This is a genomic window from Streptomyces sp. NPDC058221 (genome assembly GCF_042882365.1).
In the GTDB taxonomy this organism is placed as follows: domain Bacteria; phylum Actinomycetota; class Actinomycetes; order Streptomycetales; family Streptomycetaceae; genus Streptomyces.
The window spans coordinates 1-25,895 of sequence record NZ_JBHVWF010000057.1 but is presented as its reverse complement, the minus strand read 5'-3'; the positions used below and the strand labels follow the sequence as shown (position 1 = coordinate 25,895).

Genomic DNA, 25,895 nt, shown 5'->3' with positions numbered 1-25,895 from the left:
ATGAACCACGACGCTGAGCAGCAGCTTCCCGCCCGGTCCGGTGAGTCGGCGGCCTATCCCGGGGCCATGGTGGCCCAGGCCTTCCTGACCTCTCTGACCCATGGCGACGCCGAGACCCGGGCCCGCGCCGCCGGCCGGCTCGACCGCTGGCGGGCCGTGCTCGGCGCAATGGCCGACGGCCGCCTGACCGTCGGATCGCGCACCCCCGTGGCGGGGCTGCCCGCCTGGGTGACTCCTGAGGTCGTACGGGGCGGGTTCGCCACCTCCGCGGCGAGCGCCGAGGGCCCGCTCCAGCAGTACGAGCACGAGGCCGCGACCCTGGCGGGGATACCGGCCGGACGTCGGGCGCTGTTCGCGTACTGCCTCACCGAACCGGGCCTGACCCGGCTGTACGGGCTCCTCGACAGCGGCCGTTACGAGATCCTCGTTCCCGAGGAAGCCGCGCTGCTGGTCGTCGCATGGCTGGTGCGCGCCGGGGACGTGTCCGGTGCGCTGGAACTCGTCGACGTGCTCGAACCGTGGGCCGAGCGGCTTCGCTTCACGCCGCGGCCGTCCGCCCTGCCCGCGCCGGACGTACGGGACGTGCACCGGCGCACGGTCGGCGAGGCCGCCGCGTCCCTTGCCGCCCGGCGGCCCAACTCCGCGGTGGAGACCCAGCGCGAGGCCCTCGCCGTCTGGCAGCCGTTCGGCGACGAACTGCTGGCCCACTGGCTGGAGACGGCCACGTCCGGCCGGCTCCTGGACCGCGTACCCGACGAAGACTGGCTGGAGCGCGGCGCAGCCCTTCTGCGCCGCTACCGGGATCTCGCGGCGGCCCACACGCGCTGCACCAAGCACCGTAAGCCGAAGGAGAACCTGGGCATCCTGCGCGGGGCCCTGGAGGAGACCGTGGCCGGCCGGCCACTGGACGCGCGCCGGGTCGGACTGCTGCGTCACGCGGTGGAATCCATGGTCCGCCGGCGCGGCCGCCCCGGTTCCGCGCCCCACGCCGAGCTGCGCGCCCTGCAGGCCGTCCAGGCCGGCCGGCCCTCGCACCACGCACTCGCCCAACTGGTGCTGCGCCGGCTGTCCGGACTTCCGCAGCAGACCGGCGCGGCCGATGTGGCACCGCTGATCGCGGACGTCTCCGCCCGCGAGGCCGCGGCCAACGGGCTGCCCGGCGCAACGGTGGTTCCGGCGGCTGTCCGGCGTGTCGTGGAGGCCGCACTGAGCGCTCCGCTCAGCACGCTCGTGGAGCGCGGTGTGGTGCCGTCGGCCGAGGTCCTGGCCGAACTGGTGCCGCAGCTGGTCGCCTCCACCTACGCGCAGGCGTACCAGGACGAGGCACTGCGCACCCTGATGGCCGCGAGCTACCGGGCGTTCCGCAACCGTCGCTCGCTTCTGCTTCTCAACCTCGAACGGCAGGTGCGCATCGAGGAACTGCCCTGGGTACGTGCGGTGGCAGCGCACCGCACCGACGACCAGCGACACGAGCCCGCCCATGCCGCGCTCCGTCAGCTGGGCGAACTGGCCGTGCAGGCGTTCCCCGGCACGATCCTGCCCAACCCGCTCGTGCGCGAACTCGGCGTCCTCTCCCGACAGGCGGAGGCCGGAGCGCCGCTCGTGGAGGAGCTGGCATCGGACATCTTCATGGGCACCTTCACCCCGAAGTTCCTTGCCGCGGCGCGGGTCGCCGCCGAACTGCTCGGCGGCACGCTGTACGAGCGCTACTACGGCATCGACTATGCGGCAGTACGCAATCTCGCGATCACGGAGGCGAGCGATTCGCTGAACCGTACGCAACGGGCACGCACCTCGCCGGGGTTCGCGAAGCTGTGTGCCGAGCGGGCCGGAGGCTCCGGCACCCGCAACTGGTCGGTGGCGGCCAACGGGAAGGTCATCGAGCAGTCCCAGATCCTCACCACACACAATCTTGCCACCCTGGTCGGCCGGGTCGGCATCGGCTCCGGGCCGGGCTGGGACGAGCTGGCCCTGCGGTGCTTCGCCACGGTGTGCCTGCTGACGGCCCGAGTGCACGGGAACCCTCGTCCGCTGCCCACGATCAAGGACGCGGCGTACGCGTGGCGCCAGATGGTCTTCCACCTGTCGCTCTGCGACAGCGCGGCACAGGCCCGGGTGCTGGACCGGCTGGACGAGGAGGCGGCCCGCTACCCGGCCCATGTCGCGGCCCGGCTCGCCCCGGCGCTGACCGGACTGCGCCGGACCGCGGCCGGCGGCACACCGGACGCCGGTGCGGGACGCCGCTTCCTCGGCTGGACGACCGAGGCCCACTGGCTTCGTCCGGACCCGAAGGCCTGACCGGGCCGTTCGCTCGTCGGTTACCTCCGAGCCTCCGGGCTCGTCACAGCCATGACGGAACCCGATCGAGGAAGGCGACGACATGACCGGACCGGCTCCGGACGAACCGGCTCCCGACGACGCCCTGGCGGGTGCCTTCGAGCAGGAGCGCGGCCGCCTCGTGGCAGTGGCCCACCGGATGCTCGGCTCGCGGGCGGACGCCGAGGACGCGGTGCAGGAGGCATGGCTGAGGCTGGCCCGCCAGGACGCGGCCTCGATCGACAACCTCGCCGGCTGGCTGACGACCGTGGTCGGCCGGGTCTGCATCGACGTGCTGCGCTCGCGCAAGGCCAGGCCCGAGGCGTCGTACGACGCCCGGCTGCCCGAACTGGTGGTCATCGAGGACGGTGACGGGGCACCCGAGGATGACGCTCTGCTCGCCGAATCCGTAGGACTGGCCCTGCTGGTGGTACTCGATACGCTCCGTCCCACCGAGCGGCTGGCCTTCGTGCTGCACGACATGTTCGCGGTGCCGTTCGAAGAGATCGGCCGGATCATCGGCAGGTCCGCGGACGCGGCCAAGATGCTCGCCAGCCGGGCCCGTCGGAAAGTGCACGACACGCCTCGTCCGGCCCACGAACGGCAGCGACAACGCGCGGTGGTCGATGCCTTTCTCGCTGCGGCGCGGGGCGGAGACTTCGAAGCGCTGCTGCGCATGCTCGACCCGGACGTGGTGTGGCGCTCGCACTCCCCGCGCGGCGTGGTCGTCAGGACCGGGGCGGCCGAGGTGGCCACCAGGGCCCGGCGCGGCGCTCGTGCCTCGGTGACCGCGCGAGCCGCCGTCGTCGACGGTGCGTCCGGGGTCGTGGTGTGGAGCGCGAGCGGCAAGCTGCTGGGGGTGATGGCGTGCACCGTGGCCGATGACCGGATCGTCGGGATCCTGTCGGTGAGCGACCCGGAACGCCTTGCGGCCATGGGTCTTGGGGAAGGGCCAGACTCGTGACGTACGGTGTTCGCGGCGAGCAGCGTGCGCTGTCGAACGCGCACCCCGCGCGCCGCCCTGATCGAGACCGGAGCGAAGGATGAAGGCAGCCCGCTACAGCCGGTTCGGGGGGCCCGAGGTTCTTGAGATCGTGGACCTCCCCGATCCCCATCCCGGTCCCGGGGAGGTCCGGGTCGCGGTGCGCGCGGCCGGGGTCAACGCGAGTGACTGGAAGAAGCGCAAGGGCCTCATGGACGAGGAGCTCCCGCAGACCTTGGGGCACGAAGCGGCGGGCGTTGTCGACGAGCTCGGCGAGGGCGTCACGGATGTGGCCGTCGGCGACCGCGTGTTCGGATTCTCCAGCGAGGGTGCGGCCCAGGCGGAACTGGTCGTGCTGTCCCACTACGCGCCGGTCCCGCCGTCGCTCGACTTCGCCGGTGCTGCGGCGCTGCCGGCCGCCATCGAGACCGCGACGCGCGCGCTCGACCAGCTCGGTGTCGGAAGCGGCGGCACACTGCTCGTCAACGGAGCCTCCGGGAGCGTGGGCAGCGCCGCGGTTCAGCTCGCCGTGGTGCGTGGCGCGCGTGTGATCGGTACCGCGAGTCCGGCGAACCACGAGTACCTCCGCTCGCTGGGGGCCGAACCCGTCGCCTACGGCGAGGGCCTCACCGAGCGCGTTCGCGCGCTCGCGGCCGACGGTGTCGACCTCGCGCTCGACGTGGCGGGGAGCGGAGTGCTCCCCGAGCTCATCGGCCTCGCGGGCGGCGCCGCACACGTCATCACGGTGGCCGATTTCGCCGGCGCCCAGGAGCACGGTGTGAGGTTCAGCCGTGGGGATGCCGGTCGTGCGGTCCACGCGCTCGGCGAGATCGGCGAGCTGATCGAGTCCGGTCGCTTCTCGCTCCCGGTCGCGCAGACGTTCCCGCTCGCCGAGGTCGCCGAGGCACACCGGGTGAGCGAACGCGGCCGTGCGCGCGGGAAGCTCGTGCTGCTGGTCGGCTGACGCCGCCTTGATGACATGGCGGGGACCGCTCACGGCGCCACCGGACTGACGGGGGCTGCGGTGATCCCGGCTGCCGGGATACCTTCCACCACCGGCACCTGATGCGGCAGCGATCTGCCCGAGGCGTGGAACATGGCCGCCGATGATGACGACGAAGCGCCATAACGACTTGTCGATTGACCGCCACGAGTGAACGGTGCACATGATCGCTGCGCGGACGACAGCGACACGATCGTGACCGACGAGCCCAACTGCCATGTCTGCCCCGCGAAGACCCGCTTCCCACGATTCCGCGGTACCGCTGGTCGCATGCCGTCAGGCGGCACCGTCCGGGAAATGAGGGTCCCCGAGGGCGTACAGCCGGGGAAGGTTGACGACGATCGCCTCCTGGGTGCTCCGGGCGATGACCACCACCGCCTCTTCGGTGGGGTCGGGGTTCTCCTCACGGTGCGGCACATAGGGCGGGACGAAGATGTAGTCACCGGGCGAGGTGCGCAGCCGTACCTCCTCCGGCTCGTCGCCCGAATCGTCCAGGAAGACGAACTCGGGGTGTCCGCCGACCACATGGATGGCGGTCTCGGACTCGCCGTGGTGGTGGTCCGAGGAGGAGGTCGCGGGGGCCACGTGGGTCTGCCCCATCCACAGCCTCTCCGCGCCGACGGTCTTCCCGCTGACAGCGGCGAACCTGCGCATGCCGCCGGTCTGGGCGGTGTCACCGTCCAGGGCGTCCGCCCGGATGTGGTGCACCCGGCTGCGCAGTGGCCCGGCCGAATGGCCGGGGGCGTCGTGGAGGTGAGGATGGAAGCCTTCACCAGGGGTCGTCAGCGGCTCGCTCATGACCCGGACGCTAGGGCGGCACGCAAAAGGATGTCAAGAGGTGTCCATTGCCCTTCACCTGCGGCAATGTTGCCGCAATGTAGGCACGGAACCTTGGGAAGTCCTTGTCGCGGACCCGCCGTCGGGCATGATGTGGGCATGCATATCTCCGCGAAGGCGGACTACGCCACGCGGGCCCTCCTGGAGCTCGCCCGTGAGCCTGGCCGTCCACTCACCTGTGAGGCCATCGCTTCCTCACAGGAAATCCCGTTCCGGTTCCTGAAGTCCGTAGTGGGCGAGTTGCGCAGAGCCGGCCTGGTGCGCAGCCAGCGCGGCTGCGAGGGCGGCTACTGGCTCGGCAGGCCGGCCGGGGAGATCGCCCTTCTGGACATCGTGCACGCCGTCGACGGTGAAGTGATCACCCTGCGGGGCGAGTCCCTGGCCGCGCTCGACTACCCCGGTCCCGCTGTGGGCCTGCCCGGAGTGTGGCGGCGGGTCGAGGCGGAGGCGACGGCGGTCCTGCGCGGGCTCACCCTGGCCTCGTTGCTGCCTGCGGGCGCACTCGAGCGGCAGTCCGGGGTCGGCGTCTCGTGACGGGCACACCGCAACCGCCCCCCGTGGTGGAGGTGGTGGAGTACACCGACCCGATGTGCCCGTGGGCCTGGGGGTCGGAGCCCGTCTTCCGTCGCCTGCGGGCGGCCCTGGAAGGCCGGGTCCGCTGGCGGCGGGCGTACGCGATCCTCTTCGACCTCGACGACGACCCACCACCCGATCCGGCGGCGGAGACCGCCTGGTACGCCGGCTACGTGGAGGAGATCAGCTCGCATACCCGGGCTCCCCGCGCGGTCCGGCTCAACCGGGTGGCAGCGAGCTCCTGGCCCTCCTCGCTCGTCGCCAAGGCCGCGGAACTCCAGGGCCCCGACGTGGCCGAGCGGGTGCTGCGACGGCTGCGGGAGACCGTCTTCGTGCTCGGGGAGCCGGCGGACACCACCGCGCTCGCGCTGTCGGCGGCGCGAGGCGTGCCGGACCTGGATCCGGACCGGCTGAGGTCGGATGCCGCGTCGGGCGAAGTACTCGAAGACGTGCGGGCCGACCGGGCGGAGGCGCGCCGCCCGGTGCCCGAAGTGCTGTCCGTGCGCGACGGATCGCCACATCCCGGCGCGGCCAGGCAGACACCCGACGACGGATTCCGGTACGCCCTCCCGACACTTCTGTTCCGCTCCCCCGCCGGGCACCGGGTGGTGCCCGGATGGCGCCCCTTCGAGACATACGCGGCGGCCGTCGAAGCACTCGGCCCCGGGCTGCTGAGGGAACCAGGGCCACTGTCCCCGGCCGAGGCGCTGGAGCGACACCGGAGCCTGACCGGACCGGAGGCCGAGCTGCTCGCAGAGGGCGGCCGACCGCCGTCGCACGCGGTCCGGCTGGACACCGGGAACGGCCCGCTGTGGCTGCATCCACAGGAGGCCGCGGCACACCCGGCCACCACTTCCCGGCCCGCCGCAGGGCTCTGATCTGCGGTCAGAGCCCGTTCCACCGAATGAGACACCAATTGGTGTCCATTGACAGACGCCGACAGCTGCCAGCAGGATGTGCACCATGTTCACGACGCACCCCGGTGTGGTGTGCCGATACGTGGATCTTCGGCGCACCTCCAGCGCACTCTGTCGCTGATCGGCCACCGCTCCGATCCACAGGCGCCGCCTGACGCCCGCCGGCAGCACCGACTGCCCGCTGCAGCGCTGAGCCGCGCCTGCTCTCCGCACTTCCGCTTCGCGCTCCGCCGCGCACCGTCGCGCCCCGGATCCCGCACCCCGGCCCACCCCTGAGCCCTCCGGCACTCCTCCAGGAGCGTCGGCTCACGCACGGCCGGGGCCCCTCAGCCCTCCTGCCCGCCCCCGCCACAGGGCCTCCCCGCCTGCCCGAAGGGCTGCCCGCCACCCCCGCACGTCCGCCCGGCAACCGGCCAACGGTCCGGCGCGGGTACGAAGCCGCCCCGCACTCACCCTTTCCCGACGCCCCGCGCCCCGACCCGGGCCGGCGCAGCACCGGACCCATCACAGAGAGAATGAGATGTCCCCACGAGTCACGACGCCCCGCCCCGGACATGCCATCCGGCCGGCCCGACGGGCCGGCGGCCTCCGGTCCGCGGCCCTGGGAACCGCCTTCGTCGCGCTGCTCACCCCCGCCCTGAGCGCCTGCGGCGGCGACGTCTCCGCCTCGGACGGCGGCGCCACCCTGAAGTGGGCCTCCTCGTACTTCCCCGCCCACTGGGACCCGGTGGTCGGGGGGAGCGGCGCCCAGTTCCGTGAACTTGCCCTGGTATATGCCTCGTTGACGCGCACCGACGCGTCCGGAAAGGCCGTTCCCGATCTCGCCAAGAGCTGGGAGTACAACGCCGCCGGTGACCGGATCACCTTTCACGTACGCCCCGGCCTGAAGTTCAGCGACGGTGAGCCGGTGGACGCCACCGCGGTCAAGACCGCCATCGAGCGGGCCAAGAAGCAGAAGAACTCCGCCCTGTTCGGCGATCTGACGTCCATCAGGTCGGTGGACGCCGACGGGCTGGACGCGGTCCTCCACCTCAGCCAGGTCGACTACCAGATACCGCAGCTGCTGGGTGAGCGCGTCCTGCAGATCGCCAGCCCCAAGGCGGCGAAGGACCCGGCGAAGCTGGACCAGAACCCGGTCGGCGCCGGACCGTTCGTCGTCAAGCAGCTGGTCCCCGGCACCAAGGCCGTACTGGCGAAGAACCCCGACTACTGGGACGCGAAGAACATCCACATCGACGACGTCGAGCTGAACTCGGCCCCCGACACCTCGACGGTCGTCTCGGGCCTCCAGACCGGCGTCTACAACTTCGCGGACCTCGACCCGAGCCAGGCGGACGCCGCCAAGAAGGCCGGACTCGACGTCTTCTCCCAGCCCGGCTTCAACGCCTCCAACATCAGCCTCAACGTCAACAAGGCACCGTTCAACGACGACCGGGTCGTCGACGCCGTCCGCTACGCGGTCAACCGCAAGGAGTTCGTCGACAAGCTGACCTTCGGCTACGGCGAAGCGACCAACCAGCCCTTCCCGAAGGGATATGTCGCCTACGACCCGAAGTCCGGGAACTCCTACCCGTACAGCCCGGCCAAGGCCAGGCAGCTGCTCGCCGACGCGGGTCACAAGGCCGGCGACATCAAGCTCAAGCTGGTCATCCCGGCGGAGGACCCCCAGGCCGAGATCGTGCAGTCACAGCTGGCCGCGGTGGGCATCAGCGTCACCATCAAGATCGACAAGAACTGGGCCACCCCCTTCTTCGCCAAGAACCTGGCCTTCTCGCTGTACTCGACCACGGGCCGGGACTCCGCCGTACAGACCCTCACGGCCCACTTCGGTCCCGACGGCCCGCTGAACCTCAGCACGCCGTACGAGCCGGACGGTTTCGAGGCGGCGGTGGCCAAGGTCCGCCGGACGCCGCTGGAGTCGCCGAAGTACACGAAGACCCTTCAGGAAGCGACCCGGGCAGGCCTCGAAAGCAAGGCGCTGGTCTTCACGTACTCCGCGCCGAACCTCTTCGCCAAGAGCAAGCAGATCTCCGGCCTGCCGAAGAACCCGGCCCACATCGACTGGACCGGCGTCACCGTCAACGGCACCAACTGAGCTGCTCCGCACGGCAACTGACATGCATTCGCTGAAGAGAGGGGCAAGCCCCATGACGACGAGCGCTCCACCGGCGCCTACTGTCCACCGTCGCGGGCTCGCCGCGCCCAGGGCCCGGCACGCGGCAGGCCGGATCCTGGCCGCCCTCGGCCGGTCGGTCGCGATCTTCGTGCCCGTGTTCCTGGTCGCGACGTTCGTGACGTTCGCGCTGCGGTCGCTGAGCGGACTCAGCCCGGCACGTATCCAGCTGGGCGAGGAGGCGACTCCCGACGCCATCCACCGGATCGAGGCCCAGTGGGGCCTCGACAAGCCCTTCCTGACCCAGTACTGGGACTGGTTCACCGGCGTTCTGCACGGACAGCTCGGCACCAGCTGGGTCAACGGCGCCGACATCTCCACACTGATCGGGCTCGGTCTGGGAGTGAGCCTGTCGGTCGCCACGTTCGCGCTGATCATCGGGGTGATCGTCGGATTCGGTCTCGGCACCCTGGCCGCGCTCCGGCGCACCACCTTCGTCGACCGTGCGATCACGGGCTTCGTCACCGTGATCTCGGTGATGCCGGCGTTCGTCGTCGGCATTGTGCTGGTCGCGGTCCTCGCGGTCGGGCTCCATCTGTTCCCCTCGGCCGGCTACATCCCGGCGGAGCAGGGGTTCGGGCGCTGGCTCGCGCACATCACCCTCCCCGCGCTCGCGCTCAGCTTCGACGTCATCGCCGATGTCGCCCGCCAGCTGCGAACGAGTCTCATCTCGGCCTATGACGAGAACTATGTGACAGGCGCCGTGGTACGGGGACTGAGCCCCCGGCGGATCTTCTTCGGCCATGTGCTGCGCAACGGTCTCGGGCCCGCGCTCGCCACGCTGGGCCAGAAGTTCCCGGCACTGGTCGGCGCTTCCGTGGTGACGGAGTGGATCTTCGGCCTCCAGGGCTTCGGCAGATTCGCCAACGACTCCGCCCAGGCCGGTGACGTGCCCGCGGTGCAGGGCGTCCTCGTGGTGTCGATCGTCCTGGTCGTCTCCTTCAACCTCATCATCAATCTGGTGCTGGCACGTGTGATGCCGGCGTCGCAGCGGGGGGTGTGACCATGGTGCGCCGCGTTCTCGCACTCACGTCCGGCCGGATCGCCGTCGTCATCCTCGTGGTGATCGCACTGCTTGCCGTCCTCGGACCCTGGCTCGCTCCGCAGAATCCCCTGACCACCAGCGACAACCCGCTCGCGGACGTCTCGGGCGCCCACTGGCTGGGCACCGACTACCTCGGCCGGGATGTGCTCAGCCGGCTGCTGGACGGTTCGCGCGTCAGTGTGCTCGGCTCACTGGAGGTCGCGCTCATGGCCCTGGTCGTCGGCGCCGTGCCCGGCATCCTGTCCGTCTATCTCGGCCGGTCCTTCGAGTGGTTCACCCTCCGCCTGGCCGACACGCTCGTCGCCCTGCCGTTCCTGCTGTTCGCCATCGCCGTGATCGCGCTGCTGGGCAACGGCCTCACCCAGGCCATGCTCGTCACGGGCGCGCTGGTCTCGCCGCTCTTCTACCGGGTGTCCCGCGCGGCGACGCTGGCCGTCGCCCGCTCCCCGTACGTGGAGGCGGCGATCATCTCCGGTGCGTCCGTCGGCTGGGTCGTACGGCGTCACGTCTGGGTCAAGGTGCTCCCGCCGATCGCGATCGCTCTCGCGCAGACCATCGGCGTCGGGTTCGTCATCGTGTCGAGCCTGACGTTCCTCGGTATCGGAGTCCAGCCCCCGGCGCCCACCTGGGGCGGTCTGCTCGCCTCGGACCTGGGCTATCTCAGCCATCAGCCGTGGGCGCCGCTGGCGCCCGCCCTGCTGATCATGGTCACCGTCTGGGCCTGCAACCTCCTCGCCGACGCCATCCGCGACGTCTCCGGCGAGGCCGGCCGGGCGCTGGTCAACAACCGCAGGGCCCGTGCCAACCGCCTCGACAGGAGCGGTCCCGTACCCACCGGAGGTTCCCTGTGACGACCGTGTCCCAGAACATCGCCCCCGGGCAGGCCGAGCCCGCCGTCACCGCAGGCCGCCCCGTCCCGACGTCCGCGCCGGTGCTCGCCCTGCGCGACGTACGCATCAGCGACCGGGTCACCGACCGGGAGATCGTGCACGGCGTCAGCTTCGAGCTCACTCCCGGCAAGGCGGTCGGCATCGTCGGCGAGTCCGGCAGCGGCAAGACACTCACCTGCCGGGCAGCGCTCGGCATCCTGCCCCCGCACTTCGAGGTGTCCGGCGGCTCGGTCGAGATCGCCGGCACCGACATCGCGAGCCTCACCTCCCGGCAGTGGACGGCCCTGCGCGGCGCCACGATCGGCGCGGTCTTCCAGGACCCGGCGTCCTACCTCAACCCCTCGATCCGGGTGGGTGCCCAGATCGCCGAGGTACTCCGGGCCAAGCTGGGGCTGAAGCGGCGCGAGGCCCGGCACCGTGCCGTCGAACTGCTGCGGGCGGTACGGCTGCGCGACCCGGAGCTGGTCTACGGCCAGTACACCTACGAGCTGTCGGGCGGCATGCTCCAGCGCGTCCTGATCGCGGCGGCCATCGCCGTCGAGCCGCGCACCCTCATCGCCGACGAGGCCACCACCGCACTCGATGTCACCGTCCAGGCCGAGATCCTCGATCTGCTCGCCGAGCTGCGGGAGCGGACGGGTCTGGCGCTCGTGGTCGTCTCCCACGACCTGGCCGTCGTCGCCCAGCTCTGCGACGAGGTCCTCGTGATGAAGCAGGGAGACGTGGTGGAGCACGGCCCCACGCAGGCGGTGCTCCACGATCCGCAGCACGCGTACACCCGGCTGCTCATCGGCGAGCACGACCAGTACGGCCTGGAGAAGTTCCTCGCCCCCAAGGAGGCGTCATGACCACCGAGTTCACCGAAGCGGAGGCAGCGGCTGCCGACCGCGAGGAGAGCGCGGCAGCGGTGCTGGACGTCACCGGTCTGGAGGTGCGCTACGGACGGGGAAGACGGCGGCGCCGTGCCCTGCACGGAGTCTCGCTGAGCGTGGCACCCGGCGAGACCGTCGGGGTGATCGGCGAGACGGGATCGGGCAAGTCCACGCTCGCCCGTGCCATTCTCGGCCTGGTGCCCGCCTCCGCCGGGTCGGTCCTCATCGACGGCGAGGACGTGACCGCCTACGGCCGCCGCCAGTGGCGCGCCCTGCGCCGCCGCGGCGTCGTCCAGTACGTCTTCCAGGACCCGCTGCGCAGCCTCGACCCCGACGTCACCGTCGAGGACTCGCTGACCGAACCCCTGCTCGTCCAGGGCGTAGCGCGCAAGGAGGCAACCGCTCGGGCCCGCTCGTTCCTCGACCGCGTCCACCTCTCACAGGAACTGCTCGAACGGCTGCCCGGGGAGCTCTCCGGCGGTCAGCGCCAGCGTGTCGCCGTGGCCCGGGCACTGGTCACCGAGCCGAGGCTGGTCATCCTCGACGAGCCGGTCAGCGCGCTGGACTCCGCCAACCGCGTCAAGGTCCTGGAAATCCTCAAGGAGCTGCGAGCCACCGGAGTGGCCCTCGTCCTCATCTCCCACGACCTGGGGTCCGTGGCGGGCACCGCCGACCGCATCGCAGTGCTCTACCAGGGCGAACTGGTCGAGGTCGGCGCCGCCCGTGACGTCATCAACCACCCCCGCCACGCCTACACCAGACTGCTCGTCAGTTCGGCGCCGACCCTGCGCACGGGTGCGGCCGACCGGTCCGAGCGCGAAGCCCTGCGCGCACTCCTGAACGCCTGAGCCCGGCGGCATCGCAGCACACCGGCGCCTCGTCACGTCGCCGGCCCAGCAGCCCGCTGCTTCAACGATTCGGCGATCCCCCTCGAAAGGAACAGCCATGTCCCGCACGATCCATCTCGCCCTGCACCCCTACGGCGTCGGAGGCCCCGGCCAGCACGGTCTCTGGAAGGACCCGCGCGTCGCCAAGAACGCCAGCATCGACATCAACTACTACATCCAGCAGGCCCAGGCGGCCGAGCACGCCCTGTTCGACGCGCTGTTCGTCGTCGACAGCCAGTTCATCAACAGCACCTATCCCTCGCACTACCTCAACCGGCTGGAGCCGCTCACTCTGCTGTCGGCGGTCGCCACCCACACCAAGCACATCGGTCTGGTCGGCACGGCGAGCTCGACGTACAACTCGCCGTTCAACCTCGCCCGCCGTTTCGCCTCGCTCGACCACATCAGCGGCGGGCGCGCGGGCTGGAACGTGGTGACCAGCTTCGACACCGGCACGTCCAAGAACTACGGGCTGGACGAGCACCTGGACTACGCGACGCGGTACGGCAGGGCCCTGGAGTTCGTCGAAGTGGCCCGGGGGCTGTGGGACTCCTACGAGGACGACGCCTTCCCGGCCGACGTGGCACTCGATGTCTTCCTCGACCGGGAGAGGCTGCACACGCTCGACCACGTCGGGGAGCACTTCAAGGTCGCAGGGCCGCTCAACATCTCCCGCTCGCCCCAGGGGCAGCCGGTCATCTTCCAGGCCGGGGTCTCCCCCGAGGGCCGCGATCTCGCCGCACGGGTGGCCGAGGGCATCTACGCCCCGGGCGGTTCCCTGGAGCAGGCGCAGGAGTACTACGCCGACATCAAGCGGCGCACGGCGGCCTACGGACGCAATCCCGACCACATCAAGGTGTTCATCCACGGCGGCCCGATCGTCGGCGCGACCGACCAGGACGCCAGGAACCGCGAGCGGGAGATCTTCGAGGAGGACAACGACTTCGACAGCAACCTCGCGCTCCTGGGCCGCTCCTTCGGGGCCTACGACTTCTCCGGACACGACCTGGACGCACCCTTCCCGGACGTGTCCCATCTCGCGGAGAAGGGCGGCCGTACCGGCGCCGCGAAGATCATCGAGCGGGCCCGCGCGGAGAACCTGACGCTGCGCCAGGTCGCCGAGTCGGTCAACGCGTTCCGTCGCTCGCCGTTCGTCGGAGCCCCGGAGACCGTGGCCGACACCATCGAGAAGTGGTTCGACGCCGGCACCTTCGACGGCATCAATCTCGCCTTCCGGAACAACGACGACCTCAGCCTCTTCGTCGACGGCGTCGTCCCGCTCCTGCAGAAGCGCGGCCTGTTCCGCACGGAGTACGAGGCCGACACCCTGCGCGGCAATCTCGGCCTGCCGTTCGCCGCCAACCGGCACACCGTCGAGCGGGAGCTCGTGCGCGACTGAACGCCCTGAAGGCCGCGTCACCACGGTCCAGCCGCGGACGGCTGTCGATATCGCCCGATCCGATTCCTGAAAGGCATTCATCCCATGACCGACGAGACGCCGCGATTCCGGCTCGGTTTCCTCACCCATGTCCAGGGCCGGGGTGACGACCTGGCCCGGACGTACCGCAATGCCCAGGAACTCTTCGTCGTCGCCGACGAACTCGGCTTCGATGTCGGCTGGGTCGCCCAGCACCACGTCAGCCAGGGCGGCGGCGGCCTGTCCTCGCCCTGGCCCTTCCTGGCGCACGCCGCGGCGCGGACCGGCCGGATACGCCTCGGTACCGCCATCACGATCCTCCCGCTGGAGGACCCGGTCCGGCTCGCCGAGGATGTCGCCACCGTCGACCTGCTGAGCGGCGGCCGCGTCGAGATCGGCGTGGGCAGTGGCGCCAGTGCCCCCGAGTACGCCGCCCTCGGCAGGGACTTCGCCCGCAGGCGCGAGCTGACCAGCGAGAACCTCCAGGTGCTGCGCAAGGCTCTGGCCGGGGAGGAAGTGGGCGCACCGGGCTTCCGGATCCAGCCGCCCGGCGCCGGCTTCGGCGACCGGATCTGGCAGGGCGTGTTCAGCGGCAGCGGTGCGGAGTACGCCGCCGCAGGGGGCTCGAACCTGCTCCTCAACCGGGCTGCCTACGGGTTCGACGCACCCACGGACGAGGTGCAGCGACCCTGGGCCGACACGTTCCTCGCCGCGTGGGACCGGCCGCGCCGGCCGCGGATCGGGCTGTCCCGGTTCGTTTTCCCGGCCAAGGACAGGCGCACGGCACTCAGGCAGATCGGCGACGACGTCCACGGGACCGCTCTGCGCATGGCCGAGAGCGGCGCCTTCCCCAAGGGTCTTGGCATGGACGAGGCGCTGCGGCGCTTCCACTCGTTCCACGGCGCTCCCGAGGAGATCGTCGCCGCGCTCCGGCAGGAGAAGGTCCTGCCGGTCGCGACGGATCTGATCACCCAGTTCAATCCCGCGGTCCCCGATCACGACGCCGCCATCCGGGCCCTCGAACTCATCGCGACCGAGGTGGCACCGGCCCTGGGCTGGAAGCCCGCGACCGCCCCCGCACCCCGGCCCGAACCCGCCACCGAACCCGCCACCGAACCCGCAGGAGTCTGAAATGCCCGAGTACAGCGACCACTTCGGCCCCGAGGGCCTCCGCACCCGGGGCACCGTCCTCGTGGTACCCGGCCGCGGAGAGACACGGGCGGCCTATGCCCGGTTCGGCAGGCGTCTCGCCGCCGACGCCTACCGGGTGCGTGTCATCGACGCGCCGGAGATCGACGCCGACGACCTGACCGGCTCGCTCACCGGATTCGGTGCACAGCTCGCCACGGCGCTCGAAGGAACCGCGGCACAGGACGGTGTCGTCCACCCGGTCGTGGTGGTGGGAGCCGACACCGGCGCGGCCGCGGTCGCCGCGCTGCTCGGCCGGGAGGACACCCCTGCCGCCCGGCTGCCGGAGGCCGTTGTTCTCGCCGGGCTCCCGGGGCACACGGCCACCACGGCCGGCACCTGGGACCAGGAGCTCGACGTACGCACCTTCTGTCCCGCGCATCGCGGCGCGCTCACCGAGGACTCCGGCGTGCGGCGGGGTTCACTCCAGGATGCGGTGCCGGACGCTCTGCTCGCGGCGGCTTACGGAAGCGATCTCGGCGTCCCGGCACTGGTCCTCGTCGGCGACGCCGATGCGCTCGCCGACCGGGCCGCCCTCGCCCGTACGGCGAAGTCCCTTTCCCGAGCCCGTCTCTCGGTGGTCCGCGATGCCCACCACGATGTCCTGAACGACCTCCAGCACCGCTCGGTGGCGGCCGAGATCGTCACGTTCCTGGAGACGCTGCGCAACGAGCTGGTGCCGCTGATCGCGGTGGAGTCCAGTGCGTGGTGAGTGCCGCCGTCCAGCTGCTGCTCCACCCCCGCAGCTGTCCCGCCGGACCCGTCCGGCCCCTTTGAACCCCGACCCGAAAGGTGCCCGCATGGCCACCGTCCTGTCCGTCTCCGGAAGTCCCTCCTCGACCTCCCGTACCGCGCGGCTCCTGCGTGACCTGGACGACCGGCTCAGGGACCAGGGGCACGAGGTGACCTCGCTGGAGGTCCGTACCCTGCCCGCCGAGGCCTTGCTCGGCGCCCAGTTCGGGCATCCGGCGATCGTCGCGGCCACCGAGCTGTTCGAGCAGGCGGACGGGGTGGTGATCGGCACCCCGGTCTACAAGGCCGCCTACTCCGGGCTGCTCAAGTCGCTCCTGGACCTGCTCCCCCAGTACGCGCTGACCGGCAAGACCGTGCTGCCGCTGGCCACCGGCGGCAGCCTGGCCCACGTCCTGGCGATCGACTACGCACTGCGCCCCGTGCTGAGCTCCATGGGCGCCGCGCACATAGTGCCGGGATGGTTCACGCTCGACAAGGACATCACTGTCGGCCACGACGGTGCCCTGATCGTGGCCCCGGGCTCCGCCGAGGCCCTGGCCCAGGTGACCGACCGTTTCTCCGCCGCGCTGGGCGCCAGGTCCGCGCTCCTGGCCGCCGCCGAGTGAGCGGGGGCGCGGTCGTCAGCGGGGGCCGGGGGTGGTGACGGGCGCGGCCACTGTGCCTGCTTCGCCCGCCGCGGCGGCGGGCGCCCCGTCCCGGCGGGCCCGGAGGCCGAAGGCGCTGATGACGGCCGCGATGACGGCCGCGGCGAACGGGACGAGCAGAGCGGCCCGGTAGCCGTCCAGCATGGCGGCGGGCGTGTCCCCACGGGTCGCGGCCACGCTCACCGCGGTGACGGCCGAGAGACCGACCGCGGCGCCGAACTGGAAGGCGGTGTAGAGGAGACCGCCCGCGAGCCCCTGTTCCTCGTCCGCGACCCCGTCAGTGGCCATGATCGTGAGCGGTCCGTACGACAGGGCGAAGCCGAACCCGAGAATGAGGAAGCTCGGGAACATCGCCCCGTAGCTCATGTCCGCTCCCAGCGGGAGGAACAGCCCGTAGGACAGCGCTGTGAGTACGAGACCGCCGAGGATCACCCTCGCGTTGCCGAAGCGGCCAACGAGTCTTGGCGTGAGGGTCGGTGAGAGCACCGTGTCGACGCCCGCGACCAGCATCGCGAAACTCGTCTGCAGCGTCGTCCACCCGCGCAGTTCCTGGAGGTAGAGCACCACCAGGAACTGGAAGCCGAAGAATCCGGCAGCGAACAGGGCGGCGACGAGGTTGGCCCGCACCAGTGCGCCGCTGCGGAAGATGCCCGGACGTACCAGGGGCTCGGCAGCGCGCCGCTCGATGAGGAGGAAGATTCCGAGGAAGCCCAGCCCCGCGAACAGTGTGGCCAGGCTGAGGACGATGCCGGTGTGCGCCGCGCGTTCGACCCCCAGCACGATCAGAACGAGGGCGGCGGTGACGGTGAACGCCCCGGCCACGTCGAGGCGCTTGCCGGACCGGTCGGGACGCTCCGACCGGGGAACGAGGACGGCGGCGGCGACAAGGATGAGGAAGGACAGCACAACGGGGGCGAAGAAGACCCAGCGCCAGCCGGCCGCGGTGAGCAGCCCACCCGCCACCAGTCCGATCGTGAACCCGCCCGCGGCCGTGCCCGAGTAGATGAGCAGCGCCCTGTTCCGCTCCGGCCCCTCGGCGAATCCCGTGGTGATGACGGACAGGCCCGCCGGTGTCATGAAGGCGGCGGCGACGCCCGTGACGAATCTGGCCAGGATCAGCATCCACCCTTCGGTGGCAAGACCGCCCAGCCCCGAGAAGAGCAGGAAGGCAGTGAGCCAGGCGAGAAACATCCGGCGGCGTCCGAACAGGTCGGCCGCCCGTCCGCCGAGGAGCATGAAGCCGCCGTAGCCGAGTACGTAGGCGCTCATGACCCACTGCAACTCGCCGGTGGACAGGCCGAGATCTGCGCGGATCGACGGCAGCGCCACATTGAGCATGGCCACGTCGACACCTTCGAGGAAGATGGCGCCGCACAACACGAGCAGGATGCCCCACTTGCGCGCGTCCATGTCCCGTGAGGCGATCGAGGAACTCATGACGATGGACCCCTTCCGGAGTATGAGGCGGTTTCGGTGCCCCAAGCCTTCGCCACGACGTATCCGGGAACAACAGCGATGATCGCAACGGTTGTTCAGCCAGGCTTACCGATCCCTCCCTACGTCCCCTACGTCTTCCGGAGATGCGCGTGGACCAGAACGAGCTCCGTTCCTTCCTCGTCCTCGCCGAGGAACTGCACTTCGGCCGTACCGCGGAGCGTCTGCACCTCTCCCGCGCCCGGGTGAGCCAGCTCATCCAGCGGCTGGAACGGCGCGTCGGAGCACCCCTGTTCACGCGCACGAGCCGCCGCGTGACCCTGACCGTCCTCGGCGCCCGTCTCCGTGACGACCTCGAACCGCACTACCGGGGAATCCAGGAGGCGCTGACGCGCGCGGTCTCGGCGGGGCGCACGATCGGCGGGACCCTGTTCGTGGGCTTCTCCACGCCCCTGGCGGGGGAACTGGTGATGCGGACGACCGAGAGGCTGCGCGCCGGCCACCCCGAACTCGCCGTGGAGGTCTGCGAGGTGCCCCTCTCCGACCCGTACGGGATGCTGCGCCGAGGGGAGTACGACCTTCAGCTGACGGACTTCCCCGCGCGAGAGGCAGATCTGACCCGGGGCCCCACGCTGCTCACCGAGAGCAGGGTGCTGGCCGTGGCGACCGGTCATCCACTGGCCGGACGGGGACCGGTGACGCTGGAGGAGCTGGCCGGCGTGCCGTTGCTCACCGTTGAGGGAAGCGTTCCGGAGTACTGGAAGGAGCATCAGCGGCCCACGCACACACCCCGCGGCATCCCGATCGGGCAGGGGCCGGCCGTCACCAACGTTCAGGAGGCGCTGACGCTCGTCGCCGGAGGAAAGGGCGTGCTGCTGGCCGGAGCCCATATGCCGCTCTACCACGGCCGTCCTGGCGTCACCTACGTACCGGTGGAGGGCGACGAACCCCTCGGATACGGCCTGATGTGGCGGTCCGAAGGCAGCAGCCGGGCGATCGAACTGTTCGCGCGCGCCGCACACGAGGTGGCGCGTGACATGGCCCCGGACGTCGGGCACCACACGCGGGCGGGCCGGAGCCCCTCCCCTCAGGTGGTGATCACAGCCAGCCGGCCCGCTTGACGACGGACCGGGCGATGTCGACGGCGGAGCCCGTGGTGGTGTCGACGGTGAAGTCGTCAACGGCGGCCCGGCCGAGGATTCCGTCCAGTTCACCGGACCGGTCCAGGTGCCATCGCAGCGCTTCGGGTTCGCTGTCATGTCGACGGGCCAGGCGCTGGTGGATGACCGCGAGATCGCCACCGAGCCTGCAGACCGTGAGCGTCGTGGGGCAGGGGCGGCTGAGGGGGTGCGGTCGCGGGTGCCTCGACCTGCTCGTCAGGCGTCGCCGGTGGTGAGTTCGAGGAGGCGTCGAGCGGGGCCGGCCAGGTCGACGGTCTGGTGCAGGTGCTCGCCGGGGAGGTGCACGGTCCGCCGGCCACGTTCACGGGCGTCGGCCGCCGCGTCGCCATAGGGAGGACCCTAGGCCGAGAACGGCATCGCAACCGTCACCGCGGCCAGCAGCCCGATGTACGCCCAGGCGTAGGTGCGGTCGGGGATGCGCGGCGGGTGCCTCCGCAGTATCGCGATCACGGGCAGCGCGCCGAGGAGCAGAGCGGATGCCGCACGGAGGTCGACGAGACCGACCAGGTGGACGTGCGCGTCCACGGCGGCGGGGACCGACGCACCGGCCAGCGAGACCGCGGTGGCCGGCAGCGCGATGACGAGGGTGAGGGGGTTGGCCAGCACGGTCGCCACCTGCATCGTGTGCCCGGCCCGCCGCATCGCGGGGACGGTCATGACGCTGCCTCCCACCCCGAGGAAGGCCGCGACGGCTCCGACCGGTACGCCGAGGACCGCGGGCAGCGGACGGGGGACGTCAGGGACTGCCTCGGCGCGGCTACCAGAGCGCGGAGTGTCAGGGCCTGCCCCGACGCGCGTCCCCGGACGAAGGAATCCGGGGCGCAGCAGCAGATCGGCAATGGTGAGGGCGACGTACGCGACGAAGGCCCAGCGGGCCGGGCCGGCCGGGGCGAGCCGGGTGGCGACCGCCCCGGCCGAGGCGCCGGCGGCCAGCAGGAGGAGCAGTGTGCCGCTGCCGCGGAGCGTGCGAAGCACCCGCCTCGGTGTGACGGCGGTCGCGAAGCCCGCGTTCACCACCATCACCAGGGCCGAGGTGGCCGTCGCCACCCGCATCGCGTCCCCGCCCAGTCCGGCGTCCGCCCACACCACGACGGGCACGGCGACGAATCCGCCGCCGAACCCGAACAACACGGTCGTCACCCCGGTGAGGAGCCCGATCCCGATCAATGCCACCACGTCCATGGACTCCACTCCACCAGGCCCGGCGGGCTGCTCGCATGCGAAGGTCAGCTGCATTCCTTCGCGTCTCGGCCAGTAGGGTGGACGGGTGAAGAACGTCCCCCTTGCCGAGGTCGACCATGTCGACCGGGCCGTCCTGCCGATCGGCACGGACTACCCACCCGGACACGTACTGGACTGGCACGAGCACCGTCGCGCCCAGTTCCTCTACGGCGCCACCGGCGTCATGATCGTCGACACCGCGGCAGGCAGCTGGACCGTTCCGCCCGAGCGAGCAGTGCTGATTCCGGCGGCAACCCGGCACCGGGTCCGCATGCTGGGGGTGAGCACCAGAAGCCTGTACATCGAGCCGGATGCCGTCCCCTGGTGGCCCGTGACCTGTTCGGTCGTCGACGTTTCGCCGCTGCTGCGCGAGTTGCTCCTGACCGCTGTCGGGTTCGGGGCCGACTACAGTCTGTCCGGTCGGGAGGGGGCCGTCTCCGCGCTCCTCCTGTATGAGATCGCCGAGCGCGCCCCGCTCCCGTTCCACGTCGGGATTCCCGTGTCCCCGGACCTCGCGAGCCTCTGCCGCACGTATCTGGCCGCCCCGGACGCGGGTGTCACCAATACCGCGTGGGCCGCACGGACCGCCATGAGCGAGCGGGCGTTCACCCGTCGTTTCCGCTCCGAGACCGGCGACAGCCCTGCCGTCTGGCGGGCCCGCGCCCGTCTACTCGCGGCCGTCCCGATGCTGCGGACGGCCTCGGTGAGCGAGGTCGGTGGCCGGCTCGGTTATGCCTCCCCCGCGGCGTTCACCGCAGCCTTCACACGCACCTTCGGTCTGCCCCCGTCCCGCTTCGCCGCGAACCGCCAGGGCGTCGGCCGCGGCGGCAGCTCCTGACGGGGCCGGCGTCAGTCCCCGGTCAGCTGCTGGGCAGCCCGGTGCGTCTCGCTCCGGCGGCGGCACGCGTGTATCTGCTGTTCGGGCTCACTCCAGGGTGAACCGATAGACCGTCGAATCCCTCTGCTGGAATCCCGCTCGTACGTAGAGCCGGTTCGCCGCCTCACGCGAGGGACGCGATGTGAGATCGACCGTGCGCGCTCCGGCGGCCGCTGCCAGGCGCAGGGCCCTGTCGATCAGAACCTTGCCGACGCCGTGGCCACGTGTGTCGGCGTCAACCACCACATCCTCGATGTGACCCCGCGAGCCGGACGGCAGGGGCGAAACGACCAACGTCAGCGTCCCGACGATCCGGCCGTCGATCCGGGCCACGAGCAGCGTGTTGGTATCGCAGTCCGTCAGCCTCCCCACTGCCTGGTGGTCCAGGGGCGCGGCCCTGGACGACAACTGCGGAAGGAGCCGGGCAAACGCCTCCACCAGCTCATCGGTCGCCTCGTGAACAATCTCGGTCTCCACGCTCATGCTCGGAATCTACCGAACCTGGGCATTGAAGATCATCAGACCGCCGGCTGTGCACCCGGGCGTCCTTCACCCGGTGGACCCGGCGGCGTCGCGTGCTTGATGATCAGCCGATGGAGAGAATCGTCGATCTCGATGAAGCCGCTGCCCAGATCAGTGCCCGCAGGCAGCTGTGGACAGCCGCCGGACTCCTGGTCGGGCCGCTCACCTGGATCGACGAAACCGCCGCATGGCCCCAGCCGCTCGAGCAAGACCGTTCCCGGGTCGCGGATCCCCACTCGGTCGGAATCCGGCTGACGGGCCCTGCCGGTTCCGAACTCTCCGTGGTGCTGTTCAGAGGCGGCTGGGCCGATGCGGACCTGTATGCCGGCTTCGACGCCGAGATCGTGTGCGAGGCTCCGGCCGTCGGTTCGCCCGAGGAGTTCGGGCAGCTCCTCGACGGCTACGTGCACAGGACCTTCGGTCCGGGGAATCCGGGGGCCTCCTCGGCGTCGTCATGACGACCGCGTCGCCATCGTCGCCCCTTGCCTTGGAGTGCGGTCCAGCATCTAACGTCACCGCTCATGACGACACCTCAGCACACAATCGGATCGGGCTTCGGCCCCCGTAGCACCGCGACCGACGTCCTCAGCGGGATCAGCCTGTCCGGCAGCACCACGATCGTCACCGGCGGCTATTCGGGGCTCGGCCTGGAGACAACCCGCGCCCTGGCGGGTGCCGGAGCCCACGTCGTCGTCCCTGCGCGGCGACGGGCGGCCGCTCAGGAGGCGACCGCCGGCATCGACGGCGTCGAGACAGACGACCTCGACCTGTCCGACCTCGAGAGCGTCCGCGGTTTCGCCGACCGGTTCCTTGCTTCAGGTCGCACCGTCGACATCGTGATCAACAACGCCGGGGTGATGGCCTGCCCCGAGACGCGAGTCGGCCCCGGGTGGGAGGCGCAGTTCGCCACCAACCACCTCGGCCACTACGCACTGATCAACCGTCTCTGGCCGGCGATCGCCCCGGGGGCGCGTGTGATCGCCGTGTCGTCCGGAGCGCATGGCGGCGGCATGCACTGGGACGACGTGCAGTTCGAGCACGGCTACGACAGATGGCAGGCCTACGGGCAGGCGAAGGCGGCCAACGTGCTGTTCGCCGTACAGCTCGACACACTCGGCCGCGGCGCCGGGGTCCGGGCTTTCGCACTGCATCCGGGCAGCATCCTCACCCCGCTCCAACGCCACCTCGCCCAGGCGGACATGGTCGATGCGGGCTGGATCGACGAGAAGGGCAGTCCGATCGACCCGGCCTTCAAGACACCCGCCCAGGGTGCGGCCACGCAGGTATGGGCGGCGACCTCCCCGCAACTGGCGGGCATGGGCGGCGTGTACTGCGAGGACTGCGACATCGCCGAGCCGGCCGGAGACGGTTCGGAAGGCGGCGTGCACGCACACGCGACCGACCCCGAACAGGCCGCGCGCCTCTGGGCACTGTCGGCCCACCTCACGGGTGTCGATGCTTTCGCGGCCGCCTGACGGCCCGCCGCCCTCAAGGCCTGCCGCGTGGCGCTGGGACCATGGCCGCATGGATGCGTTCCAGGTCCGGCTCGCGGACGGGTCGGAGGACCTCGAGCTCTTCCATGACTGACGGAGCCGGATCCGCACCTGCCCGGAGCCCTGTCAGGGCGCGCCCACACTCCGCCGGACGTATTGAATGCCGGGTCAGGAGAAGGAGAAGAGTCCGGCGGCTGCGGCGGGCGTGAGCCCTTCTCTGCGGCCGGGGACGTCATGGACAGCCGCTGCACCCTCGGAGCGCAGCTGGTCGGCGCCGGCTTCCCGCACCATGATCGTGGTGTAGTCGCGGACATCTTCGGCTGTGACGTCCGGGCGCCCCCGTTCCCTGTGCTGTTCCAGGAGATCGGTGATCTCGGAGGTGAACCGCAGCATGGTCACGGGGGCGTCGAACCGTTGGGCAAGGGCGAGGAGCCGTGCGCGGGCCTGCGGGGTGACATTCGTCGATTCGGCGATCACACTTCGTCCTGCCGCGAGTCCGGCGACAATCCTCCGGTCGCGCTCTTCAAAGACCCGGGTGTCCACCGCATCGGAGTCCGTTTCGGCGGGCGAATCACCGAAGAGCTCCGCGCGGATCCTGTCGCTGGACACCACGGAGTGTTCCTCGATCTGCCGCCGCGCGAGCAGCGCCCGGACGAAGCTTGTCTTCCCGGAGGCCGGTGGGCCGACGAGGACGACGAGTCCTGCCGGTATCCGGATCAGCCGGACGGCAGCGGGTGAGGGTACGTCCGTCACAGTGCGAGACCTTTCGCCGGCTCACCAAGGTAGGTCACACACCAGGACGCTGTCCGCGGGCCGCACCGGCCTCCGAACGAGCTGGTGCCCGCCTGCGGTTACACGTTTCGGGCCGTTGTCACCGCGCGCCGACCCAGCGCAGAGTGGCGGCGTCGAGTTGCTTGCCCGCGTCACCGCTCGCCCCTTCGTCGTCGTGGGTGGCGACCCAGATGACGATGCCGTCCGGCCGTACGAGCAGGCTCGGCGACGATGAGTCCGCAGCGGGGTCCGCCACGTACGCGATCCGCTCGCCCAGGTGCTGCACCGCGTCGGCGAACCGGCCGTCGCCGGAGCGGTCGACCAGAACGAAACGGCCGTCGTGGGCGAAGTCCGCGAGTCGTCCGGACGTCAGCGCGACGTCCCCGACGAGCGACCCCACGGGCGCGGTGGCGCCGTCCGCGACGTCGTGGCGCTGCATGATGCCCGAGGACAGGGCGACCATCCTGTTCATCGCGCCCGGCACGGTGAACAGGTCGTTGCCGACGACCCTGCGGAGCTGCTCGGTGCGCTCGTCCCCGCGCAGGAGGGCGACCTGGGCCCGCGTCCAGTCGAGCACCCACGCCGCGATCGGGAAGCGCTCGCTCTCGTAGGTGTCCAGCAGGCCGGGCGGCGCCCAGCCGTGGACGGTCGCGGCAAGCTTCCAGCCGAGGTTCACGGCGTCGCCGAATCCGAGGTTGAGGCCCTGCGCGCTGAACGGGGAGTGCACATGTGCGGCATCGCCGGCGAAGAGCACCCTGCCGTGGCGGTAGTGCCGCACCTGCCGGGCGTTGTCCGACCACCGGGTCGCCCGGCCGTGGACGGCCCCGATGCTGACATTCGTCCCAGTGACGTCGCGCACCACCTCCTGCAGCTCTTCGCGGGTGACGGGCGTGTCGCGCTCCTCGGGCTGTGGCCCGAAGCGTGCGACCAGGATCCGGCCGGGGACCGGGCCGTACGCGTAGACGCCGCGAGGCGTCCAGGTCCATCCGTGGCTCAGGCCGCTCGTATCGTCGAAATCGGCTATCGCCTGGTATCCGACCATCTCCGGCTCGGTGCCGACGAAGTCGACGCCGAGCTGCTTACGGATGGCGCTGCGTCCGCCGTCGGCCGCGACGACCCACCGGGCGGTCAGCCCACCCGCGTCGGTCTCGACGACGACTTCGCCATCGCCGCCGACGGGGCCGTCGGCGCCCGTGTCGCGCACACCTGTGACCGCCACGCCGCGACGGATCTCCACGCCCAGCCCGGCACAGTGCTCGGCGAGCAGCAGTTCGAGGTCGTACTGGGGTACCGCCACACCGTTCGCCACAGCCGTGTGCGTGGCCAGGGTCGGGTCGTCCTGGTCGACCAGGTCGTTGCGGAACATGATCCCCGCGAAATGCCCCATCACGGGGAACCGCGGCGACGCCTGTCCGAACCCGCCGATGAGGCCGCGGGTCGTGGCCGTACCGCCGCCGGCCGCGAACTTTCCGGCGGCGGCCATCCGACGGCGCTGAACCTCCTCCGCCGCCGGCAGCATGCCGCGCCGGTCGAGGATCTCGGCACTGGCGACGTTGACCGAACCCGCCTTGATGGTCGGGTCGGGCTCCTGGAGGCGTTCGAGAACCGTCACCCGCACACCCTGGAGCGCCAGCTCGCCTGCGAGGAGAAGGCCGGTGGGCCCGGCTCCGACGACGACCACATCGGTCCGCTGCATAGCGCACCCCTTACACTGAATTCGATGATTGACTCGGTAGCCTTACCGAGTAAGGCTTACCGAGTAAACGTAACACGAGAGGTGTGTCATGCCGAACCGCGGAGATCGAGGGGGCGCGAGAACACGGGCGCGCATCGCTGACGTCGCGACGGAGATGTTCCTGGAGCGCGGCTTCGACGACGTCACGATCGCCCAGCTCGCGG

Annotated in this window: 24 protein-coding genes; 18 read left to right on the top strand and 6 right to left on the bottom strand. The window is 70.9% G+C overall.

The window, feature by feature from the left end; genetic code table 11:
- From ACFVW8_RS19565 to ACFVW8_RS19555, 3 genes are all read left to right on the top strand, one after another.
- Nucleotides 1-2,298, top strand: a complete 2,298-nt coding sequence (locus ACFVW8_RS19565) for a hypothetical protein (RefSeq protein ID WP_389691591.1) — start codon at nt 1-3, stop codon at nt 2,296-2,298.
- 82 nt (nt 2,299-2,380) lie between these two features.
- Nucleotides 2,381-3,280 carry a sigma-70 family RNA polymerase sigma factor gene (locus ACFVW8_RS19560; protein WP_389691589.1) on the top strand — a complete coding sequence of 300 codons (900 nt, stop codon included), beginning with the start codon at nt 2,381-2,383 and terminating at the stop codon, nt 3,278-3,280.
- A gap of 79 nt (nt 3,281-3,359) precedes the next feature.
- Nucleotides 3,360-4,262: an NADP-dependent oxidoreductase gene (locus tag ACFVW8_RS19555; RefSeq protein WP_389691587.1), complete on the top strand. Its 903-nt coding sequence runs from the start codon at nt 3,360-3,362 to the stop codon at nt 4,260-4,262.
- A gap of 315 nt (nt 4,263-4,577) precedes the next feature.
- Here the strand turns inward: ACFVW8_RS19555 and ACFVW8_RS19550 are convergent, their stop codons facing one another.
- Nucleotides 4,578-5,099 (bottom strand): cupin domain-containing protein, encoded by a 522-nt coding sequence (locus ACFVW8_RS19550; protein ID WP_389691585.1) that lies wholly within the window; start codon nt 5,097-5,099, stop codon nt 4,578-4,580.
- Nucleotides 5,100-5,237: 138 nt separating this feature from the next.
- On the opposite strand from ACFVW8_RS19550, the gene ACFVW8_RS19545 reads away from it, so the two are divergent.
- The 11 genes from ACFVW8_RS19545 (at nt 5,238) to ssuE (ending at nt 16,458) form a co-directional block, all read left to right on the top strand.
- The gene (locus ACFVW8_RS19545; RefSeq protein ID WP_389691583.1) at nt 5,238-5,672 is read left to right on the top strand and encodes an RrF2 family transcriptional regulator; all 435 of its coding nucleotides are present in this window, start codon (nt 5,238-5,240) and stop codon (nt 5,670-5,672) included.
- Nucleotides 5,669-6,589: a DsbA family protein gene (locus ACFVW8_RS19540; protein WP_389691581.1), complete on the top strand. Its 921-nt coding sequence runs from the start codon at nt 5,669-5,671 to the stop codon at nt 6,587-6,589. The genes ACFVW8_RS19545 and ACFVW8_RS19540 overlap by 4 nt, the downstream gene beginning before the upstream one ends.
- A gap of 559 nt (nt 6,590-7,148) precedes the next feature.
- On the top strand, nt 7,149-8,723 hold the full coding sequence (locus tag ACFVW8_RS19535) for an ABC transporter substrate-binding protein (RefSeq protein ID WP_389691579.1): 1,575 nt from the start codon (nt 7,149-7,151) through the stop codon (nt 8,721-8,723).
- A gap of 52 nt (nt 8,724-8,775) precedes the next feature.
- Nucleotides 8,776-9,804, top strand: a complete 1,029-nt coding sequence (locus tag ACFVW8_RS19530) for an ABC transporter permease (RefSeq protein ID WP_389691577.1) — start codon at nt 8,776-8,778, stop codon at nt 9,802-9,804.
- A 2-nt stretch (nt 9,805-9,806) separates the two neighbouring features.
- A complete protein-coding gene (locus ACFVW8_RS19525; protein WP_389691575.1) occupies nt 9,807-10,697 on the top strand; it encodes an ABC transporter permease in 891 nt (296 codons plus the stop codon).
- A complete protein-coding gene (locus ACFVW8_RS19520; protein WP_389691573.1) occupies nt 10,694-11,584 on the top strand; it encodes an ABC transporter ATP-binding protein in 891 nt (296 codons plus the stop codon). The genes ACFVW8_RS19525 and ACFVW8_RS19520 overlap by 4 nt, the downstream gene beginning before the upstream one ends.
- Entirely contained in the window at nt 11,581-12,456 is an 876-nt protein-coding gene (locus ACFVW8_RS19515) for an ABC transporter ATP-binding protein (RefSeq protein ID WP_389691571.1), read from the top strand. The genes ACFVW8_RS19520 and ACFVW8_RS19515 overlap by 4 nt, the downstream gene beginning before the upstream one ends.
- Nucleotides 12,457-12,553: 97 nt before the next feature.
- Complete coding sequence (locus tag ACFVW8_RS19510; protein WP_389691569.1) at nt 12,554-13,894, top strand: LLM class flavin-dependent oxidoreductase; 1,341 nt, start codon at nt 12,554-12,556, stop codon at nt 13,892-13,894.
- Between the two features lie 84 nt (nt 13,895-13,978).
- Nucleotides 13,979-15,043 carry an LLM class flavin-dependent oxidoreductase gene (locus ACFVW8_RS19505; protein WP_389691567.1) on the top strand — a complete coding sequence of 355 codons (1,065 nt, stop codon included), beginning with the start codon at nt 13,979-13,981 and terminating at the stop codon, nt 15,041-15,043.
- A gap of 1 nt (nt 15,044) precedes the next feature.
- Nucleotides 15,045-15,812 (top strand): serine aminopeptidase domain-containing protein, encoded by a 768-nt coding sequence (locus ACFVW8_RS19500; protein WP_389691565.1) that lies wholly within the window; start codon nt 15,045-15,047, stop codon nt 15,810-15,812.
- 88 nt (nt 15,813-15,900) lie between these two features.
- Nucleotides 15,901-16,458 (top strand): NADPH-dependent FMN reductase, encoded by a 558-nt coding sequence (gene ssuE, locus ACFVW8_RS19495; RefSeq protein WP_389691563.1) that lies wholly within the window; start codon nt 15,901-15,903, stop codon nt 16,456-16,458.
- Between the two features lie 15 nt (nt 16,459-16,473).
- On the opposite strand, the gene ACFVW8_RS19490 is transcribed toward ssuE, so the two are convergent.
- Entirely contained in the window at nt 16,474-17,934 is a 1,461-nt protein-coding gene (locus ACFVW8_RS19490) for an MFS transporter (protein ID WP_389691561.1), read from the bottom strand.
- A 143-nt stretch (nt 17,935-18,077) separates the two neighbouring features.
- On the opposite strand from ACFVW8_RS19490, the gene ACFVW8_RS19485 reads away from it, so the two are divergent.
- Nucleotides 18,078-19,052 carry a LysR family transcriptional regulator gene (locus ACFVW8_RS19485; protein ID WP_389691559.1) on the top strand — a complete coding sequence of 325 codons (975 nt, stop codon included), beginning with the start codon at nt 18,078-18,080 and terminating at the stop codon, nt 19,050-19,052.
- 399 nt (nt 19,053-19,451) lie between these two features.
- On the opposite strand, the gene ACFVW8_RS19480 is transcribed toward ACFVW8_RS19485, so the two are convergent.
- The gene (locus tag ACFVW8_RS19480; protein WP_389691557.1) at nt 19,452-20,294 is read right to left on the bottom strand and encodes a TSUP family transporter; all 843 of its coding nucleotides are present in this window, start codon (nt 20,292-20,294) and stop codon (nt 19,452-19,454) included.
- Nucleotides 20,295-20,379: 85 nt separating this feature from the next.
- Here ACFVW8_RS19480 and ACFVW8_RS19475 point away from each other — a divergent pair, with 85 nt between their 5' ends.
- Nucleotides 20,380-21,171, top strand: coding sequence for an AraC family transcriptional regulator (locus tag ACFVW8_RS19475; RefSeq protein WP_389691555.1), 792 nt, complete (start codon nt 20,380-20,382; stop codon nt 21,169-21,171).
- A gap of 87 nt (nt 21,172-21,258) precedes the next feature.
- Here the strand turns inward: ACFVW8_RS19475 and ACFVW8_RS19470 are convergent, their stop codons facing one another.
- Nucleotides 21,259-21,693 (bottom strand): GNAT family N-acetyltransferase, encoded by a 435-nt coding sequence (locus ACFVW8_RS19470; protein WP_389691553.1) that lies wholly within the window; start codon nt 21,691-21,693, stop codon nt 21,259-21,261.
- 110 nt (nt 21,694-21,803) lie between these two features.
- Between ACFVW8_RS19470 and ACFVW8_RS19465 the strand changes: the two genes are divergently transcribed.
- On the top strand, nt 21,804-22,190 hold the full coding sequence (locus ACFVW8_RS19465) for a hypothetical protein (RefSeq protein WP_389691551.1): 387 nt from the start codon (nt 21,804-21,806) through the stop codon (nt 22,188-22,190).
- A 63-nt stretch (nt 22,191-22,253) separates the two neighbouring features.
- Nucleotides 22,254-23,207, top strand: a complete 954-nt coding sequence (locus tag ACFVW8_RS19460) for an SDR family NAD(P)-dependent oxidoreductase (protein WP_389691549.1) — start codon at nt 22,254-22,256, stop codon at nt 23,205-23,207.
- A gap of 186 nt (nt 23,208-23,393) precedes the next feature.
- Here ACFVW8_RS19460 and ACFVW8_RS19455 read toward each other — a convergent pair whose 3' ends face one another.
- Together ACFVW8_RS19455 and ACFVW8_RS19450 are read right to left on the bottom strand one after the other, a co-directional pair.
- Nucleotides 23,394-23,978, bottom strand: coding sequence for an AAA family ATPase (locus ACFVW8_RS19455; RefSeq protein ID WP_389691547.1), 585 nt, complete (start codon nt 23,976-23,978; stop codon nt 23,394-23,396).
- 118 nt (nt 23,979-24,096) lie between these two features.
- Complete coding sequence (locus tag ACFVW8_RS19450) at nt 24,097-25,692, bottom strand: FAD-dependent oxidoreductase (RefSeq protein ID WP_389691545.1); 1,596 nt, start codon at nt 25,690-25,692, stop codon at nt 24,097-24,099.
- Nucleotides 25,693-25,895 lie beyond the last annotated feature (203 nt).